The organism is Pararobbsia silviterrae (genome assembly GCF_003628125.1).
Classification (GTDB): Bacteria; Pseudomonadota; Gammaproteobacteria; order Burkholderiales; family Burkholderiaceae; genus Pararobbsia; species Pararobbsia silviterrae.
This window is the reverse complement of the sequence record NZ_RBZU01000001.1, coordinates 839,563-857,991: the sequence shown is the minus strand read 5'-3', so window position 1 is coordinate 857,991 and position 18,429 is coordinate 839,563. Positions and strand designations below refer to the sequence as shown.

At 64.8% G+C, this 18,429-nt stretch carries 20 protein-coding genes; 2 read left to right on the top strand and 18 right to left on the bottom strand.

Annotation, left to right across the window (positions count from 1 at the left end):
* Nucleotides 1–9: 9 nt before the first annotated feature.
* The 7 genes from rfbH to rfbB all read right to left on the bottom strand — a co-directional run bounded on the left by rfbH (nt 10) and on the right by rfbB (nt 7,092).
* Entirely contained in the window at nt 10–1,332 is a 1,323-nt protein-coding gene (gene rfbH, locus D7S86_RS03915; protein WP_121083598.1) for a lipopolysaccharide biosynthesis protein RfbH, read from the bottom strand.
* 108 nt (nt 1,333–1,440) lie between these two features.
* The gene (rfbG, locus tag D7S86_RS03910; protein ID WP_121084284.1) at nt 1,441–2,529 is read right to left on the bottom strand and encodes a CDP-glucose 4,6-dehydratase; all 1,089 of its coding nucleotides are present in this window, start codon (nt 2,527–2,529) and stop codon (nt 1,441–1,443) included.
* Complete coding sequence (rfbF, locus tag D7S86_RS03905; RefSeq protein ID WP_121083596.1) at nt 2,526–3,296, bottom strand: glucose-1-phosphate cytidylyltransferase; 771 nt, start codon at nt 3,294–3,296, stop codon at nt 2,526–2,528. The genes rfbG and rfbF overlap by 4 nt, the downstream gene beginning before the upstream one ends.
* Before the next feature lie 408 nt (nt 3,297–3,704).
* The gene (rfbD, locus tag D7S86_RS03900) at nt 3,705–4,598 is read right to left on the bottom strand and encodes a dTDP-4-dehydrorhamnose reductase (protein ID WP_121083594.1); all 894 of its coding nucleotides are present in this window, start codon (nt 4,596–4,598) and stop codon (nt 3,705–3,707) included.
* Nucleotides 4,595–5,146: a dTDP-4-dehydrorhamnose 3,5-epimerase gene (gene rfbC, locus D7S86_RS03895; RefSeq protein ID WP_121083592.1), complete on the bottom strand. Its 552-nt coding sequence runs from the start codon at nt 5,144–5,146 to the stop codon at nt 4,595–4,597. The genes rfbD and rfbC overlap by 4 nt, the downstream gene beginning before the upstream one ends.
* Nucleotides 5,143–6,024, bottom strand: a complete 882-nt coding sequence (gene rfbA / locus D7S86_RS03890; RefSeq protein ID WP_121083590.1) for a glucose-1-phosphate thymidylyltransferase RfbA — start codon at nt 6,022–6,024, stop codon at nt 5,143–5,145. The genes rfbC and rfbA overlap by 4 nt, the downstream gene beginning before the upstream one ends.
* Nucleotides 6,025–6,030: 6 nt before the next feature.
* Nucleotides 6,031–7,092, bottom strand: a complete 1,062-nt coding sequence (rfbB, locus tag D7S86_RS03885) for a dTDP-glucose 4,6-dehydratase (protein WP_121083588.1) — start codon at nt 7,090–7,092, stop codon at nt 6,031–6,033.
* Nucleotides 7,093–7,232: 140 nt separating this feature from the next.
* Here rfbB and D7S86_RS03880 point away from each other — a divergent pair, with 140 nt between their 5' ends.
* The gene (locus D7S86_RS03880) at nt 7,233–8,078 is read left to right on the top strand and encodes a symmetrical bis(5'-nucleosyl)-tetraphosphatase (RefSeq protein ID WP_121083586.1); all 846 of its coding nucleotides are present in this window, start codon (nt 7,233–7,235) and stop codon (nt 8,076–8,078) included.
* Nucleotides 8,079–8,183: 105 nt separating this feature from the next.
* On the opposite strand, the gene D7S86_RS03875 is transcribed toward D7S86_RS03880, so the two are convergent.
* From D7S86_RS03875 to D7S86_RS03840, 8 genes are all read right to left on the bottom strand, one after another.
* A complete protein-coding gene (locus tag D7S86_RS03875) occupies nt 8,184–8,969 on the bottom strand; it encodes a lysophospholipid acyltransferase family protein (RefSeq protein ID WP_121083584.1) in 786 nt (261 codons plus the stop codon).
* 138 nt (nt 8,970–9,107) lie between these two features.
* Nucleotides 9,108–9,434, bottom strand: a complete 327-nt coding sequence (locus D7S86_RS03870) for a hypothetical protein (RefSeq protein ID WP_121083582.1) — start codon at nt 9,432–9,434, stop codon at nt 9,108–9,110.
* Nucleotides 9,431–10,708, bottom strand: coding sequence for a dihydroorotase (locus D7S86_RS03865; protein ID WP_121083580.1), 1,278 nt, complete (start codon nt 10,706–10,708; stop codon nt 9,431–9,433). The genes D7S86_RS03870 and D7S86_RS03865 overlap by 4 nt, the downstream gene beginning before the upstream one ends.
* Before the next feature lie 20 nt (nt 10,709–10,728).
* The gene (locus tag D7S86_RS03860) at nt 10,729–11,742 is read right to left on the bottom strand and encodes an aspartate carbamoyltransferase catalytic subunit (RefSeq protein ID WP_121083578.1); all 1,014 of its coding nucleotides are present in this window, start codon (nt 11,740–11,742) and stop codon (nt 10,729–10,731) included.
* Entirely contained in the window at nt 11,739–11,930 is a 192-nt protein-coding gene (locus tag D7S86_RS03855; RefSeq protein ID WP_121083576.1) for a hypothetical protein, read from the bottom strand. The genes D7S86_RS03860 and D7S86_RS03855 overlap by 4 nt, the downstream gene beginning before the upstream one ends.
* Nucleotides 11,927–12,451 carry a bifunctional pyr operon transcriptional regulator/uracil phosphoribosyltransferase PyrR gene (pyrR, locus tag D7S86_RS03850; protein ID WP_121083574.1) on the bottom strand — a complete coding sequence of 175 codons (525 nt, stop codon included), beginning with the start codon at nt 12,449–12,451 and terminating at the stop codon, nt 11,927–11,929. Before pyrR ends, D7S86_RS03855 begins: the two co-directional genes overlap by 4 nt.
* Nucleotides 12,448–12,843 (bottom strand): Holliday junction resolvase RuvX, encoded by a 396-nt coding sequence (gene ruvX / locus D7S86_RS03845; RefSeq protein ID WP_121083572.1) that lies wholly within the window; start codon nt 12,841–12,843, stop codon nt 12,448–12,450. Before ruvX ends, pyrR begins: the two co-directional genes overlap by 4 nt.
* Before the next feature lie 36 nt (nt 12,844–12,879).
* Nucleotides 12,880–13,458, bottom strand: a complete 579-nt coding sequence (locus tag D7S86_RS03840) for a YqgE/AlgH family protein (protein ID WP_121083570.1) — start codon at nt 13,456–13,458, stop codon at nt 12,880–12,882.
* A 26-nt stretch (nt 13,459–13,484) separates the two neighbouring features.
* On the opposite strand from D7S86_RS03840, the gene D7S86_RS03835 reads away from it, so the two are divergent.
* Nucleotides 13,485–15,080, top strand: coding sequence for a cryptochrome/photolyase family protein (locus D7S86_RS03835; protein ID WP_121083568.1), 1,596 nt, complete (start codon nt 13,485–13,487; stop codon nt 15,078–15,080).
* Nucleotides 15,081–15,083: 3 nt separating this feature from the next.
* On the opposite strand, the gene D7S86_RS03830 is transcribed toward D7S86_RS03835, so the two are convergent.
* The 3 genes from D7S86_RS03830 to D7S86_RS03820 form a co-directional block, all read right to left on the bottom strand.
* The gene (locus D7S86_RS03830; RefSeq protein ID WP_121083566.1) at nt 15,084–16,568 is read right to left on the bottom strand and encodes a sensor domain-containing diguanylate cyclase; all 1,485 of its coding nucleotides are present in this window, start codon (nt 16,566–16,568) and stop codon (nt 15,084–15,086) included.
* Nucleotides 16,569–16,671: 103 nt separating this feature from the next.
* Complete coding sequence (locus D7S86_RS03825; protein ID WP_121083563.1) at nt 16,672–18,030, bottom strand: FimL-related protein; 1,359 nt, start codon at nt 18,028–18,030, stop codon at nt 16,672–16,674.
* A 37-nt stretch (nt 18,031–18,067) separates the two neighbouring features.
* Nucleotides 18,068–18,238 carry a rubredoxin gene (locus D7S86_RS03820; RefSeq protein WP_121083561.1) on the bottom strand — a complete coding sequence of 57 codons (171 nt, stop codon included), beginning with the start codon at nt 18,236–18,238 and terminating at the stop codon, nt 18,068–18,070.
* Between the last annotated feature and the right edge of the window lie 191 nt (nt 18,239–18,429).

Below are 18,429 nucleotides of genomic sequence, written 5' to 3'. Positions count from 1 at the left end.
CCAACTCGATCAGAAATTGACCCCGAGGAACGTCTCGATCTTGCTTGCGACAAAGTCGAGCTGCTTTTCGGTGAGCCCCGGATACACACCGATCCAGAACGTGTTGTTCATGACGATGTCGGTCTGGGTCAGCTCGCCGCTGATGCGGAAATTGCGGCCCTGCATATACGGCTGGCGCACGAGATTACCCGCGAAAAGCAGGCGCGTGCCGATCTTGCTTTGATCGAGATATTCGAGCAAATCGACGCGGCGTACATCGGCAGTCTCCCGGATCGTGATCGGGAAACCGAACCAAGACGGATCTGAATTCGGCGTCGCATGCGGCAGGATCAGGAATTCGGTGCAGCTTTGGAGACGTTCGGTCAGGTACGCGAAATTGCGGCGACGCGCCGCGACGAATTCGTCGATGCGTTCGAGCTGCGCGAGCCCGCACGCGGCCTGCATATCGCTGATCTTGAGGTTATAGCCGAGATGCGAATATGTGTACTTGTGATCGTAGCCGTGCGGCAGATTGCCGAGCTGCCAGTCGAAGCGCTTGCCGCACGTGTTGTCCTTGCCCGGCGCGCAATAGCAATCGCGGCCCCAGTCGCGGAACGACTCGGCGATCTGCTTGAGTTCGTAATTGTTCGTAAAGACCGCGCCGCCCTCGCCCATCGTGATGTGGTGCGCCGGGTAGAAGCTCAGCGTGCCGATATCGCCGAACGTGCCGACGAGCTGGCCGTTGTACGTGCCGCCGAGTGCATCGCAGCAATCTTCGATGAGCCAGAGCTTGTACTTCTTGCAGAGCGCGACGATCACCTCGAGGTTGTACGGATTGCCGAGCGTATGCGCGAGCATGATCGCCTTGGTCTTGCTCGAAATCGCGGCCTCGATCTTCGTCGCGTCAATGTTGTAGGTGCCGAGTTCAACGTCGACGAACACGGGCACCGCGCCGAACTGAAGGATCGGGTTCACGGTCGTCGGAAAACCCGCCGCCACGCCGATGACTTCGTCGCCCGGCTGGATTGCGCGATCGCCGAGCCTCGGCGAGGTCAGCGTCGAGAACGCGACGAGGTTCGCCGACGAGCCCGAATTAACGGTAATCAGATAATTGACGCCGATGAATCGCGCGAGCTTCTTTTCGAATTCGTCGTTGAAGCGGCCCGTCGTCAACCATCCGTCGAGCGAGGCTTCGACCATCAGCTTGAGTTCGGCCGCGCCGAGCACCTTGCCGGAAGGCGGCACGGCCGTCGCGCCCGGCATGAACGGTTGCGGCGCGAGCGCGATCGACGCGTACTCTTCGACGAGTGACGCGATCTGCTGACGCAGGGCTTGAGTCTTGGCGTTTTCCATAGTCGATCTCTGTTTCTTGTGTGCCGGATATGAAGCTTGGCGTGGCGCTCGCCGCGCGGCCTTCACGCCGCGACGATACAGGCCCCCGCCGTCGCTCGATTCCGGCTTCTAATGTGGGGTGGGCGTTGCGCTGAGGTCCTGATAGGCGCGGATCTGATCCAGCGTGACCGATCGGCAATTCTCGCCGGAAGCGCAACGGTGCGTCCAGTCGACGATCAGGCCGAGCGCGTCACGCAGACGCAACGCGGGCTGCCATTTGAGTTCCGCGCGGGCCTTCGAAATATCGAGCTTGAGGAACGTCGCCTCATGCGGGTGGTCCGCACCGTCGATCTGCCAGCGCGCATCGCCGCCCCACCGCTGCGACAACGCGTCGACGATCCATCGAACGGGTTGCGCGTCTTCGTCATAGGGTCCGAAATTCCATCCTTCCGCATACTTCGTACCGCGCTCGTGCAGCGCCTCGGCGAGCATCATGTACCCGCGCACCGGTTCGAGCACGTGTTGCCACGGACGCACCGAATTCGGATTGCGTATCAGCACCGGGCGCGACGCCGAAAACGCAGCGACGATGTCGGGAATCAAGCGATCGCTCGCCCAGTCGCCGCCGCCGATCACATTGCCGGCGCGCGCCGACGCGAGCGCGACGCCGTGCGTCGCATACGTCGCGGGTCCGAAAAACGATGCGCGGTACGCCGCCGTCACGAGTTCCGAACACCCTTTGCTGCTGCTATAGGGATCGTGGCCGCCCATGGCTTCGTTCTCGCGGTAGCCCCAATGCCATTCGCGGTTCTCGTAGCACTTGTCCGTCGTGACGTTCACGACGGCGCGCACGCCGGGCGTCTGGCGCACGGCCTCGAGCAGATGGACGGTCCCCATGACGTTCGTTGCATACGTCTCGACAGGATTCGTATAGCTGTAGCGCACAAGGGGTTGCGCGGCCATATGAAACACGATCTCGGGCCGCGCTTCGACCATCGCGTCGCGCAATGCATTCGCGTCGCGCACGTCGCCGATGATCGAACGCATGCCGTCTGCGACGCGCGCGAGCTCGAACAGACTCGGCTGTGTCGGCGGCGTCAACGCATAGCCCGTCACCTCGGCGCCGAGCGACTGGAGCCACAACGACATCCAACTGCCCTTGAAACCCGTGTGCCCCGTGAGGAAAACGCGCCTGCCCTGCCAGAACGAAGGCTTCATGCCCAAACCTTCCAGGGCGCCTTCTTCGCCGCCCACAGATCTTCGAGCTGATTCTTTTCGCGCAACGTATCCATCGGCTGCCAGAATCCCGAGTGCTGAAAGACCTGCAACTGATCCATGCGCGCGAGCTGCTCGAGCGGTTCACGCTCCCAGAGCGTCTCGTCGCCGTCGATCAGATCGACGACCTTCGGCGAGAGCACGAAGAATCCGCCGTTGATCCAACCTGCGCCGCCCGCGGGCTTTTCGACGAAGCTGCGCACCGCCGTGCCGTCGAGATCGAGCGCGCCGAAGCGCCCGGAAGGCTGCGTCGCGGTCATCGTCGCGAGCCGGCCATGCGTGTGATGAAATTCGATCGACTTCGTGATGTCGATATCGCCGACGCCGTCACCGTACGTGAGGCAGAACGGTTCGTCATCGAGATAAGGCGCGACACGCTTGAGACGTCCGCCAGTTTGTGTCGCGTCACCCGTATCGACGAGCGTCACGCGCCACGGTTCCGCGTTGCGCTGATGGACGTCCATCGTGTTGCGGCTCATATCGAACGTCACGTCGGACATGTGCAGGAAGTAATTCGCGAAATACTCCTTGATCACATAGCCCTTGTATCCGCAGCAAATCACGAAGTCGTTGACCCCATGGGCCGAATAGATCTTCATGATGTGCCAGAGGATCGGACGTCCGCCGATTTCGACCATGGGCTTCGGCTTGACGGCTGTCTCCTCGCTGATCCGCGTCCCCAATCCCCCAGCCAATATGACGGCCTTCATATCTCAGTGCATTCCTCGTGAGGCTTCGCTCTAGTTGCCGGACCAGGCGCCGCTTCTTGGTAAAAACATCGTGTGCCTCGATACGCGATCGAGCTCGATCCTTAGCGCCCACGCGAATAATTTGCATGCAAACGGCTTACGTTTCTTGGCTTGACGCTTCGTGCAAAGCGTTGCAAGAAGAGCGCATTCTAACTCAAGCGCTTTCGAGAAATCACGGCGTCATACGGATGCGGCATGCCGGGCGAACGCGCCAAATGAGGCTTTCGACGCACCGCAAAACCCTGGGTATTCAAGGCCGATGACAAGGCTGCATGCGGCATACGGGCGCACGCCGCATCGCGCGACGCGGCGTCGATCGACGCCGTTCGCATACAACGCGTTACATTTCCTTACCTCTTCACCGCGGGACTAGACGCGCGTCAACTCGTCGAATACCAGTTCAAGCGCATCGCGCCACGCGAGGCGAACGAGTCCGAAGCGGCGTTCGAATCGCGTATTGTCGAGCACCGAATAACGCGGCCGCCGCGCGGGCGTCGGATACGCATCCGTACCGACCGGCGCGACCTCGGCCGCCTTGATCTCGAATGCGCCGCTGCGCCGCGCAAGCGCGACGATCTCGCTCGCGAAGCCGTGCCATGTCGTCGCACCGGCGGCCGTCAGGTGAAATACGTCGGAGGCGAACGTACGCTGCGCGCGTTCATGCTGCGCATGCCGGATCGCATGCGCGGTGAGGTCGGCGATCATGCGTGCCGAAGTCGGCGTGCCGTGCTGATCGTTGACGACGCGCAAGAGGTCGCGTTCGCCCGCGAGCCGCAGCATCGTACGCAGGAAATTGCGGCCGCGCGGCGAATAGACCCATGAGGTCCGGAACACGAGCCAGTCCGCGCCCGATGCCGCCGTGGCCTGCTCGCCCTCGAGCTTGGTTCGGCCGTACGCATTGACGGGCGAAACGGGGTCCGTTTCGACGTAGGGGCGCGACCCGTTGCCGTCGAACACGTAGTCTGTCGAGTAGTGGACGAAGAGCGCGTCGTGCTGACGCGCGAGCCCCGCGAGCACGCCGACCGATTCCGCATTGACACGGTGCACAAGTTCGAATTCGCTTTCCGCCGCATCGACACCCGTATGTGCCGCCGCATTGACGATGACGTCGGGACGGATCGCGTCGACACGCGCCGCGAGCGTGCGAGGCTGCGCGAGATCGAGTTCATGCCGATCGAACGCGACGACCTCGCCCAACGGCGCGAGCGCGCGCCGCAGTTCCGAGCCGACCTGTCCGTGACGTCCGGTTACGAGGATCTTCATGCATAGACCTCGGCATGCGCGAAGGCCTGCCCGGCCGCATCCTTCGCCGCGACGATCGGTGCACTGTCGAGCGGCCACTCGATCGCGAGATCGGCATCGTTCCAGACGATGCTGCGCTCGAACTCGGGATACCAATAGTCGGTCGTCTTGTAGAGAAACTCCGCGCTATCGGACAACACGACGAACCCGTGCGCGAATCCGGGCGGCACCCAGAGCTGCTTGTGGTTGTCGGCGCTCAGATGCACGCCGACCCATTTGCCGAAGTCCGGCGAACTGCGTCGGATATCGACGGCCACATCGAAGACTTCTCCCGCGACGACGCGCACGAGCTTGCCCTGAGCATGCTCGATTTGATAGTGCAGGCCGCGCAGCACGCCCTTGGCCGAGCGTGAATGGTTATCCTGAACGAACGGCGTCGTAACGCCGGTCCGTTCGGCGAACGTGCGCGCGTTGAAGCTTTCGTAAAAGAACCCGCGCGCATCGCCGAACACCTTCGGTTCGATGAGCTTGACTTCGGGAAGCGCGGTATCGGTGACTTGGATGCTCATGCGTGATGATCGGCGATTAGCGATTGCAGGTAACGCCCATAGGCGTTCTTCGACAACGGAGCGGCGAGCGCGGCGAGTTCGTCGATCGTGATCCAGTGCTTGCGCAACGCGATTTCCTCGGGACACGCGACCATCAATCCCTGCCGTTTTTGCAGCGTCGCGATGAACGTCGAGGCTTCGATCAGCGAATCATGCGTGCCCGTATCGAGCCACGCGTAACCGCGTCCCATGATCTCGACATTGAGCTTGCCGGCTTCGAGATAGCGCATGTTGACGTCGGTGATCTCGAGTTCGCCGCGCGTCGAAGGCCGGATGCTCGCCGCAATGTCGCAGACGTCGTTGTCATAGAAGTACAGCCCCGTGACCGCATAGTTCGAGCGCGGTTTGGCCGGCTTTTCCTCGATCGACAGCGCACGATTCTGCGCATCGAATTCAACGACGCCGTAGCGCTCGGGATCATGCACGTGATACGCGAACACCGTCGCGCCGGACTCGATCGCATCCGCGCGTTCGAACTGACGCGGCAGATCGTGCCCGTAGAAGATGTTGTCGCCAAGCACGAGCGCGGCCGGGTCGCGCCCCACGAAATCGCGGCCGATCACGAAGGCCTGCGCGAGTCCGTCGGGAGACGGCTGCACCGCGTACTCGATATGCATGCCCCATCGCGCGCCGTCGCCGAGCAGCGCCGAGAAACGCGGCGTGTCCTCGGGCGTCGAGATCACGAGCACATCGCGTATCCCCGCGAGCATCAGCGTCGACAGCGGGTAATAGATCATGGGCTTGTCGTAGATCGGCAGCAGTTGCTTCGAGACGCCAAGCGTAATCGGATAGAGCCGCGTGCCGGAACCGCCCGCGAGAATAATGCCTTTGCGCGCCATAACCCCTCAGTTCGATGACGAGTACTGCGTTTGTACCCACTTGCGATAGTCGCCCGTTGCAACGTCGCGAACCCATTGCGGATGGTCGAGATACCACTGCACGGTCTTGCGCAAGCCCGTGGCAAACGTCTCCGCGGGGCGCCAGCCGAGTTCGCGCTCGATCTTGCGCGCATCGATCGCATAACGCCGATCGTGACCCGGACGATCGGTCACGAACGTGATCTGGTCGCGATACGAACCCGATGCTTTCGGTTTCATTTCGTCGAGCAGATCGCACAGCAAGTGCACGACGTCGAGATTGGCCATCTCGTTCCAGCCGCCGACGTTGTACGTCTCGCCCACGCGGCCGGCCGACAGGACCGTGCGGATCGCCGCGCAGTGATCGCTGACGTAGAGCCAGTCGCGCACGTTCTTGCCGTCGCCGTAGACGGGCAGCGATTTGCCGTCGATCGCGTTGAGAATCATCAGCGGGATCAGCTTTTCCGGGAAGTGATGCGGACCGTAGTTGTTCGAACAGTTCGTCGTCAGCACCGGCAGGCCGTACGTGTGATGGTAGGCGCGCACGAGATGATCGGAGCCCGCTTTCGAAGCCGAATACGGGCTGTTCGGCGCATAGGCGGTCGTTTCGGAAAACGGGGGATCGTCGGCGTTGAGCGAACCGAACACCTCGTCGGTCGACACATGCAGGAAACGGAACGCGAGCCGCGCGTCGGCATCGAGCGTGTTCCAGTACCCGCGTACGGCTTCGAGCAACGTGAACGTACCCACGACGTTGGTCTGCACAAATGCCGCGGGGCCGTGAATCGAACGATCGACGTGGCTTTCCGCCGCGAAATGCAGCACCGCGCGCGGCCGGTGCTCGGCGAGCACGCGCTCGATGGCCGGCGCATCGCCGATATCGGCGTGCACGAAGATATGCCGCGGATCGCCCGACAGGGACTTGAGTGTCGCGAGGTTGCCCGCATAGGTCAGCTTGTCGACGTTGACGATGCCTTCGTCATGTTGACGCAACCAGTCCAGCACGAAATTGGAGCCGATAAAGCCAGCCCCGCCCGTCACGAGAATCATAGGCTTCCTTGAAGTGGCCACGGACGACAGGCGTCCCGAAGGGAATCTATTATAGTGGCTGGCATCCGGGCGATCGCCGACTCCTAGCTGGAACGACGCATGCGCCGCGCCCCGTGCCCGAACCTTCTCGCACAACACTCATGCACGCCCAATCCTTCGTCCCCTACCCTGTCGCCATCGGCGATCTTCAGGGCTGCCACACGGCGTTCAAACGACTGCTGACGCGCATCGAGATGGACGCGACGACGCCGATCTGGCTCACGGGCGATCTCGTGAACCGCGGCCCCGCGTCGCTCGACACGCTGCGCGCGGTCATCGCGCTGGGCGATCGAGCGAAGGTCGTGCTCGGCAATCACGATCTGCATCTGCTCGCGATCGCCGCCGGCGCGCACACGCAGAAAAAGGGCGACACGCTCGACGACATCTTCAGCGCGCCCGATGTCGAAGCGTTGATCGATTGGCTGCGCCGCCAGCCGCTCGCCCACTTCGATCACGGCTTCCTGATGGTGCATGCGGGCGTGCTGCCGCAATGGAGCGTCGAGCAGACGCTCGCGCTCGCCGCCGAGGTCGAGCGCGAGCTGCGCGGCGACAACTGGAAGGCCTTCCTCAAGAATTTGTGGGGCAACGAGCCCGCCGCGTGGTCCGGCACGTTGAAGGGCGACGACCGCACGCGCGTGATCGTCAATGCGCTGACGCGGCTGCGGTTCTGCGATCCGAACGGCAAAATGGAATTCAAGGCCAACGGCGGAATCGACAGCGCCCCCCCCGGCTATCTGCCCTGGTTCGACGTGCCGGGCCGCAAGACCGCGGGTACGCCGATCGTCTTCGGGCACTGGGCGGCGCTCGGGCTGCATCTGCGCAGCGATATCTGCGCGCTCGACAGCGGATGCGTCTGGGGCAACAAGCTCAGCGCGCTGCGCCTCGTGCCCGATCCCGAGCATCGCACGCTGATTCAAGTCAAATGCGGGGAATCGTCGGGCGCTTAGACGGGGACTGAGTCAGGTCCTTAGACGCGTGCTCGGTCGGCCGCTTGTTGCCGCAGGCACGCCGAGTCGTGCTTCACACACACGGGCGCGGCTAAGCCGACGCGACTAAGCGGACACGACCGATGCGCTCGTTCGATCGATCTCCACGGGCATACTGCCGCGCCGCATCGCGTCGAGCGCGGCGCCGATCGTCGCCTCGGCCATTGCCGACAATTCGCGTCGCTGCGCGCCGGGTTCGATGCCCTCGCCGACATACAGATGCACTTCGAGCGGCGCGGCGTCGAGCATCGCGTTGAGCGTATCGAGCAGATTCATATCGTCGATATAGGCGGGCGCGCGCGTCGGATTGCCCGCGGCATCCTTGTAGACCATCGCGACGGGCTGCACGGGTGCGCCGGCCGATACCGCCGCCTGGAACAGATTCGAGTGAAACGGCAGCAACCCTTGCCCGTCGCTCGTCGTCCCCTCGGGAAACACGAACATATTCCGGCCGGCCGACAACTCGCTGGCGAGATGGTGCATGATGCGGCGCGCGTCGCCGCGCTTCTCGCGCTCGATGAACACCGTGCCGATCGTCTTCGCGAGCCATCCGATCACGGGCCATTTCGCGATCTCCGACTTCGCGACGAAGGGCGTCGGACGCCAGGCATTGACGACGTAGATATCGATCCACGAGACGTGGTTGCCGACGACGAGCGTGCCCGCGTCGATCGTATGCGCGTCGCCGTGCACGACGAGCTTCATGCCGCACAGGTGCAGCAGGTGCCGCGACCACGCGCGGATCAGGTCCTGCCGTTTGGCCGCGCTCGCGCGCTGAAAGACCGTCGCCGCAAGCAGCACGCCGCGTGCGATATGCAGAACAATGCGCGCTTTACGCAGGCTGTGACTCATACGATCGAAACACTATCGGGTAAAACGGTAGCGAGATCGGACAGGGATCGACGCGTACGGGCGGGCACGCTCCAACGCAGATCGATCCGCGGCGCCACGATCCGACACGTACGACCGTAGCGCCATCCGGCGGCACACTCACATGACGACGTCCGCGTCCCCGTCGACACGCGCCGATGCCACGGCACGCGGCTCGACGGGTCGCGCCAATGCGCGCGGGCTCGGACTCGGACTATAAGGCAGCGCATAGGCGGGCCGGCGCCCATCGGCCTGCGCCACGCGCCGATGCTCGGCCTGCACGCTCTTGCGCCCGGCGCGCGCGAGCGCGACCAGCGCCGGATGGCGTGCCCGCAGCGGGCGAGCCGCCCGCTTGGCCGCTTTCGAGGGCGCGGCCGGATTCTGGCCCGCCGCGATTTTCAATGCGTACCAAAGCCGTGCCGCTTCATTGCGGATCGTCGTCTTCATTTGGCCTCGTAGGCGATGTGGCCGGCCACGATCGTCGTCTTGACGCGCGCCGGCAGTTCATATCCCAGGAACGGGGTGTTGTGGCCCTGGCTCTTGAGCGCGCGGGGCTCGACCATCCACTCTACATCGGGGTCGACGATCGCAATGTCGGCGACCGCACCCGCGCGGATCGTCCCCGCGTCGAAACCCAAGACGCGCGCCGGCGCGAGCGTCGCCTTCGCGATCGCATTCGGCAGCGGCACATGCGCTTCGCGCGCCCATTTGACGACCAACGACAACAGCAGTTCGAGTCCCGTCGCGCCCGGCGACGCCTCGGCGAACGGCAGCAGCTTCTCGTCGTCGTCGACGGGCGTGTGGTCCGAGCAGACTGCGTCGATCGTCCCGTCGAGCAAGCCCGCGCGAATCGCATCGCGGTCGCGCTGCGTGCGCAGCGGCGGATCGAAACGCGTCTGCGAATCGAAGTAGCCGATGTCCATTTCGGTCAGATGCAGATGATTGATCGTGACGTCGCACGAGAGCTTGAGACCCTCCTTCTTCGCCTCGCGCACGCGCTCGATGCCCGCGGCCGACGACAGATGCGAGAGGTGCACGCGCGCGCCCGTTGCGCGCACGAGCTCGATGATCGTGTTCAGCGCGATCGTCTCGGCCATCGTCGGCACGCCGGGCAGCCCGAGACGCGAGGCGATCGCGCCGCTCGCCGCGACGCCGCCCGCCGACAGATACGCATCCTGCGGCCGGAGCCAGACGGTCAGGCCGTGCGTCGTCGCGTACTGCAAGGCGCGCAACAGCACCTGCGTATCGATGACGGGCACATCGGCTTGCGAGAAGCCGACGCAGCCGGCCTCCGTCAGCTCGACCATCTCCGTGATGACCTTGCCTTTGAGGCCGACCGTCAGTGCGCCGAGCGGATACACATGCGACTGGTTCAGATTGCGCGCGCGGAACTTGAGCATCTCGACGAGGCCCGGCTCGTCGAGCACGGGATCGGTATCGGGCGGGCATACGAGACTCGTCACGCCGCCCGCGAGCGCCGCGTGCATCTCCGATTCGAGCGTCGCCTTGTACTCGTAGCCCGGCTCGCGCAGTCGCGCGGACAGATCGACAAGACCCGGCACGACGAGCTTGCCCGTCGCATCGATCACGCGATTCGCCGTGAAATCCGCGGGTGCGGCGCCGACGGCGCAGACCTTGCCCGCGGCGACGAAGACATCGGTGACGTGCTCGGTGCCGGCGGCCGGATCGATCAGACGGCCGCCCTTGATATGAATCTTCATTGCGTGTTTTCTCTCGCGCCTCAGTCGTTGTTCGCCGCGACGATGCCCATCACGGCCATGCGCACGGCGATCCCGAAGGTCACCTGGTTCAGGATCACGGACTGCGGTCCGTCGGCGACCGCCGAATCGATCTCGACACCGCGATTCATCGGTCCCGGATGCATGACGATCGCATCGGGTTTCGCGAGCGCGAGGCGCTCGGGCGTCAGACCGTAGCTCTTGAAGTACTCCTGCGCGGACGGCAGCAGCGCGCCGCTCATCCGCTCGTTCTGCAGGCGCAGACACATGACGACGTCGACGCCCTTGAGGCCTTCCTCGATATTGTTGAACACGCGCACGCCCATTTGCTCGAGTCCGCCGGGCAACAGCGTCGCGGGACCGATCGCGCGGACCTCGGGCACGCCGAGCGTCGTCAGCGCGTGGATATCGGAGCGCGCGACGCGCGAGTGCAGGATGTCGCCGATGATCGCGACGGTCAGTTGCCGGAAGTCCTTCTTGTAGTGCCGGATCGTGTACATGTCGAGCAGGCCCTGCGTCGGGTGCGCATGGCGCCCGTCGCCCGCGTTGATCACGTGCACGTGCGGCGCGCAGTGCTGCGCGATCAGATACGGCGCGCCGCTCGACGCATGACGCACGACGAACATGTCCGCATGCATCGCCGACAAGTTGTTGATCGTGTCGAGCAGCGACTCGCCCTTGCTCGTCGACGAGGCGTTGATGTTCAGATTGATGACGTCGGCCGACAGGCGCTTCGCCGCGATCTCGAACGTCGTACGCGTGCGCGTCGAGTTTTCGAAGAACAGGTTGAAGACCGATTTGCCGCGCAGCAGCGGCACTTTCTTGACGTCGCGATCGGTCACGCTGACGAACTGATCGGCCGTATCGAGGATGTGCGTGACGATGTCGCGCGGCAGGCCTTCGATCGTCAGCAGATGCTTGAGTTCGCCGTTGCGCGTGAGCTGCGGGTTGTGTCGGAGAAAGCCCTGGCGCATCGGTTGCGCGGCGCCCGGCGCGGGCTGGGTTGCGGTGCTCATGACGATTCCTGCTCGTAAATGAAGGGGGTGCCGGCAAGGCGGCCCGTGTCGGGGGTACCGGCGAGGCGATCCGCCGCGCACGGCGTGCGGCGCGCACACGTGATCGCGTTCACCGCGATGCCGCTCGCCTGAGCGCGCACGATGCCATGCGCGGTATCGGGTTCGGGCCGGCGCGCACGTGCGCTCATGCGCGCGCGGCTTCGCTTCCGAACGTGAAGCGTCCGGAAGCGCCGGCCTCATCACGTTCAAGCACGAGCGTCGTGCCGGCCGGCACGGTGTCGACGACGGCGCCGGCGAATCGCGCCGCATAGGGCAATTCGCGCCCGCCGCGGTCGACGAGCACGGCGAGTTCGACGGCGGCCGGGCGGCCGAAGTCGTAGAGTTCGTTGATCGCCGCACGCACGGTGCGACCCGTATTGAGCACGTCGTCGACGAGCACGACGCGGCGGCCTTCGATCGCGAACGGCAGCGACGTCGCGCGTGCCTCGGCCTGCAAGCCGCGGCGCGAATAGTCGTCGCGATGCAGGGCGACGCTGATCGTGCCGTAGTCCTCGACGCCGAATTCGGCGGCAAGCCGCTCGGCGATCCATGCGCCGCCGGTATGAATGCCCGCGAGTACGGGACTGTCGGCGCGGGTCCAGTCAGGGTAGGCCGCGCGCAGTTGCTCGCGCAGCGCCGTGTAGAGCGCTTCGGCGTCGAACGGTGTCATGGCTGGTCGAAAAATTGTTGGAGGATGATGCGGGCCGCCTCGGCGTCGAGGTCGTGATCGCGCCCGAGCGCGTCGGCCGCGGCGGCCGACGAATAGCGTTCGTCGACCCATGTCACGGGCAACGAAAAGCGGCCGTTGAGCTGGTTGCCGAAACGCTTGCAGAGCTGGGTGCGTTCATGCGCGGCGCCGTCCGGATGGAGCGGCAAGCCGACGACGAGCGCCTGCGGCTTCCATTCGCCGATCAGCTTGCCGACGGCTTCGAAGCGATAGTCGCGATTGCGGTTCTCGATGATCGTGAGCGCGCGGGCCTGCTTGAGCAGCGTATTGCCCACCGCGACGCCGATGCGTTTCTCGCCGTAGTCGAAGGCGAGCAACGTGGCGGCATCGCTCACGTGCGCCCTCGGTTCGGGTAGACGGTCACGGCCGCGTCAGGCATGACCCGCTTCGCCGGACAGCATCGACGGGCTGATGCCGAGCAGTGACAGCGCGGCGGACAGGCGATCCTCGGCCGGCACGTCGAAGATGACCGACGGGTCGGCCGCGACGGACAGCCATCCGTTCTTGGCGAGTTCTTCCTCGAGCTGGCCCGCGCCCCAGCCTGCATGGCCGAGCGTCAACAGAAAACGGCTCGGTCCGGTTCCGCTCGCGACGGCCTCGAGCACGTCCTTCGACGTGGTCATCTCGAGTCCGCCGGGCACCGACATCGACGACGTATACGTCGTGCCTTCGATCGGTTCGTGCAGCACGAAGCCGCGCTCGGTCTGCACGGGGCCGCCGAAGTAAACGGGCAGGTGCAGCAGCGGCTCGATTTCAAGCTTGAGGTCGATGCGATTGAACAGCGATTGCAGGTCGATATCGGTCGGACGATTGATCACGAGACCCAGCGCGCCGCGCTCGCTGTGGTCGCAGAGATAGACGACCGTTCCTGAAAACGTCGGATCCACCATGTTCGGCATGGCGATCAGGAACTGGTTCGTGAGATTGATGCGCTCTGAGGTCTTGGACATAATCCAGATTTTAGCAAACAGACGACATGTCCGATTTCACCTGCGGGCTCGTTTGGTTCAGGCGCGATCTGCGCACCGCAGACCATGCTGCACTTTATCACGCGCTGAGCCGTTGCCAGCGCGTCGTGTGTACGTTCATCTTCGACACGGACATTCTCGATCCGCTGCCGCGAGACGACCGGCGCGTCCCGTTTATTCATGCCTGCGTCGTCGAACTGGATTCCGCATTGCGGGAATCCGGCGGCGGGCTGACCGTGCTCCGAGGCGATCCGGTCGCGCTGATTCCCGCGCTCGCCGCCGAGCTCGGCGCGCAGGCGGTGTTCACGAACCGGGATTACGAACCCGATGCGATCGCGCGCGATCACGACGTCGAGCGCGCGCTCGCAGCGCAGTCGATCGCCTTCCTGACGTTCAAGGATCAGGTCGTCTTCGAGAAGGACGAACTGCTCACGGGTCAGAATCGCCCGTACACGGTCTTCACGCCCTACAAACGCGCATGGCTCACCGCGCTGACGCACGAGACGCTCGCGCCCTATGCGGTCGACGCATACCGAGACGCGCTCGCGCCGCCGCCGACGCTCGGCGCGCGATGGTTCGACACGGCAGGTGTGCTCGGGCGGCCGGCGGCGCATCCCGACGACACGCAACGCAACGACCGTGCCGAAGGCTCATCTGCGAGTGTCCACGCCGCGTCCGACCGCCCGCGCGTTCCCGGCATCCCGTCGCTCGCCGAACTCGGTTTCCCCGATGCGCGGCCGCCGGACCTGCCCGCGGGCAGCTCGGGCGCAAGCGCGCTGCTTGAGGATTTTCGCGACCGCATGGCCGACTACGACCGTACGCGCGACTTTCCGGGGATCAAGGGTCCGAGTTATCTGTCGATCCACCTGCGCTTCGGCACCGTCTCGATCCGCGGACTCGCGCGCGAGGCGCACGATGCGCAACGTCTGGGCAGCGCGGGCGCCGCGACCTGGCTCTCGGAACTCATCTGGCGGGATTTTTTCTTTCAGATCCTCTGGCACTTTCCGCACGTCGGCGCGCGCGGCGCGCATCGCGCGTTCCGCCCCGTCTACGACGCGATCCAATGGGAAAGCGGCCCGGCCGCGGATGCGCATTTCGCCGCATGGTGCGAAGGCCGCACGGGCTATCCGCTCGTCGATGCCGCGATGCGTCAGATCAACGCGAGCGGCTATATGCATAACCGCTTGCGGATGGTCGTCGCGAGCTTTCTCGTCAAGGATCTCGGACTCGACTGGCGGCGCGGCGAAGCCTATTTCGAAGCGAAGCTCAACGACTTCGATCTCGCGGCGAACAACGGCGGCTGGCAGTGGGCCGCGTCGACCGGATGCGACGCGCAACCGTATTTCCGGATCTTCAATCCGATCACGCAATCGGAACGATTCGACCCGCGCGGCGCCTTCATCCGGCACTACATCCCGGAGATCGCGCGCCTGTCGGATCGAGACATCCACGCACCGTGGCGCGCGAAACCCGCCGCGCTAAGCGAAGCCGGCATCGCGCTCGGCCGCGACTATCCGATGCCGATCGTCGATCACGATCTCGCGCGACGCCGCACGCTCGAACGCTTCGACGTCGTCAAGCACACACGCCTGGATCCGGACTGAGCGTCAGGGGCGGCGATGCGTGCCGCTCGCATCGTAGTGCGCGCGCTTCGACTCGTACATCGCGAGATCGGCGCGCCGGATCGCATCCTCGAGCCGTTCCTTGCCGTCGCATGTCGCGCTGCCCATCGAGAAACTCAGGCGCGTGCCCGTATAGAACTGGTTGTTAAGTTCGATCAGTTGCTCGATCTGTTCGAGGATCTGCTCGCCCGTGCGCGCGTCGGCGCCCGGCAGCAGCAGGGCGAATTCGTCGCCGCCGATCCGCGCGGCGTGATACGGCTTGTCCGCCGCCTTCGTCAGCACCTCGCCCGCGCGGCGCAGCAGCTCGTCGCCCGCCGCGTGGCCCAGTTGATCGTTGACCGTCTTGAGGTCGTTGACGTCGATCATGATGACCGTGATCGGGAACGGCCCCTTGCGCTGGAGCCGGTTGAGTTCGTCGACATAGAACGAGCGGTTCTTGAGCTTGGTCAGCACGTCATGCTTGCCGAGGAACTCGAGATACGCTTCGGCCTTCTTGCGCGCGGTGATGTCGGTCAACGCGAGCAGCACGAGGTCCCAGTGCTTCTCGTGCCCAGGAAACACCGAGAATTGCAGGTGAATGTTGACGATCTCGCCGTCGAGCGCGTAATTGACGACCTCGCGCGTGTGAAACAGCCTGCCTTCCCAGAGATCGATCAGCTGCTCGCGGAAGTGATGGCGCATCTCGCCCCGGAACACGTCGGACAGGCGATTGAGCAGCACGGCCTTGCTGTCGGCCTTGAACATGTCGAGCGTGTGCTGATTGACGTCGACGACCTCGATCTCGGCCATGCACCGCTCGACGAACTCGGGGTGCACGTCGGTAAACGTACGCAGATCGGTGATGCCGCGCTCGCGCAGATCGTCGAGCAGATCCTTGACGGCCTCGAAGTCCTCGACCCAGAGCGAAACGGGCGCGTACTCGAAAATCCCGCGCGCATAGGCCTCGCTGAGCGACGTGCGGCGCCGCGCATCTTCGAGTTCGGTGATGTCGTCGACCGCGACGAGCACGCGGTCCCATCGCTGTTCGTGCCCCGGCAGGATCACGCCCTTGAGCAGGATGTCGAGACGGCGCCCGTCGAGCGCGTAGTTGACGCTCTTGCTCTCGAATGTGGTCCCGCCTTCCCACATCTGGACGAGTTCGTCGACATGCGCTTCGAGCATATCGTCGCGCAGCACGTGGTCGAGGCGCGAAACGAGCTCGTCGTACGATTTGGCCGAGTAGAGATCGAGCGTGTGTTGATTGACCTTGAGCACGCGGATGCACGCCGAGCATTCGGCGACGCGCCGCGTATCGTCCTCGAGGTAGCGCCGCAGATCGGAGACGCCTTGCGCGCGCCAGCGGTCGAACAGCGCCCGCAGCTCGCTGTAGTCTTCGAGCCATAACGACGTCGGAGTGACGTCGAAAAAGTCGATGAGCTTGACGCCCATCGAATCCATATTCGCTACGCTGCTGCTATCGCCTGACTGCATTGGGTCTCTCGTCTCATGCGGTGGTTCGGTACGACCGTGTGATGCTTGTCCTGTCGTCGCCCATGCAGCCCCCAGGTCGAATCGAACAGGCGTGTTACGGATGTCAATCGATCAGCTCGCCGAGCTTCGCGATGGCCTGATCGAGCGGCAGCGGCGGAATGCCGGCCGCAATCCGCAGCAATGCGCCGCGTAACGCGTCCGTACCCTGCGACAACGCGGCATCCCCGGCACGCGATGACACACCCGACACGCTCGACATCCGCGCGCCCGCGACGGCGCGTGCGCGCATGCGCCAAACGAGGGCCAGCGCGTCGGCCAGCAAGCCGACCTGACCCAGGCCCAGCGCGGCCGAGGCCGCCGCCATCCGGAACGCGGCCTCCGACGCGTGCGCGGCATCGGCGGAACTCGGCGACGACAAGCGCCCCGCGTCACTGAGCGACACCATCGATGCGTCCGCGGTCGCGAGGAAATCCTCGTAGGCCCCGGCAGCCACGACAAGTGGGCCAATATACCGCGTCCTGTCCACTTCGAGCGCGTCGCCCGTCAGTCCGCGCGCGATCCGCGAGCGGACTTCGTCGCGCGCCGCAGCCTCTTCCCAGAGCGTTTCAGGCGTATCGACGGGAGAGGCGGGCTGGCCGACGCACACGCCGTAGTCGCGCAGCAACGCGTCGTATTCGGCGCGCGTCGCCGCGTTGCCCGAAGGCGGCGACGAGGCGCGCCAGAGCAAGGCGACCGCGCTACGCACGAGCTCGCGCGGCGCCCGCGTCGCGCCTGCGGCTTGATCGGCGAGCAGCATATTGAAGCCTGCGAGCAGCCGGCGATCGTCGGACAACTGCATGCCGCGCTCGCGCAAGACGCGCAAGCACGCCCCCGCGAGACGCCACATGTCGAGCGGCTCGGGACCCGCCAGCGCCGACGCGCACCATTCGAGTTCGACGAGCGCGGACTCGCGCACGAGCGGCTCGACGCCGCCGCGCAACGCGCCGAGCAGCGCCGTCTCGTACCGTTCACGGACCGCGCCGAGGTCGCGCTCGGGAATGCGCGCGAGCGTCGCGTTCGGCACGATCCGCCCCGCCATCGCGAACGTTTCGTAGCCGACGTGAACGCCTTCGCCTTCCGCTGCGATACGCAACGCGCGATAGCATTCGAACAGACTCGGGGAACGCGTCAGCGCACGCAGGTTGCGCATCGAGACGGCATAGGACAGCGCATAGAGCGCGTTGTCGTAGACAGGGGTCTGGATATGCGCGATCGGCGTACACGCGTCGATCGCTTCGGTGAACAAGACGGCGGCCATCCAGCCGGCCGTTCGAAACGCTGCTGCGGCGCGGTGAACGCCGCTGAACGGGTCGGTGCCCGCGCGCACCGCGGCGCGTGCGTCCGCGAGCGCCTGCTCGGCATCCGGCAGCGCGCCGCCGTGCGGATTGAAGCCTATTTCGAGTCGAATCGAGGAAGCATCCATCCGCGTGGGCAGCCGTGCGCCGGTGAGTGCGATTCGGTCAGATCTGGACCATCTCGAAATCTTCCTTGCGGGCGCCGCACTCGGGACACGTCCAGTTGACCGGGACGTCTTCCCAGCGCGTGCCGGGCGCAATGCCCTCGTCCGGCAGGCCGGCTTCTTCGTCGTAGATCCAGCCGCAGATCAGGCACATCCAGCTTTTGTATTCCATTCCCGTCGTCGCGTCCTAAAGGCGCGCCGGGTCGGCCCGAGGCCGGTCCGACGCGTTCAAACCGGGCAGCGCGAGGCCGAGCCAGGCGTCGATCAGGTCTCCGCACACGCTCGAACAGGCCGCGCCGCCAGGCAATTATTGTGGGCTGTCGGCCTGAGCCGATCCGCTACAATGCGAAGGCTTGATGTTAC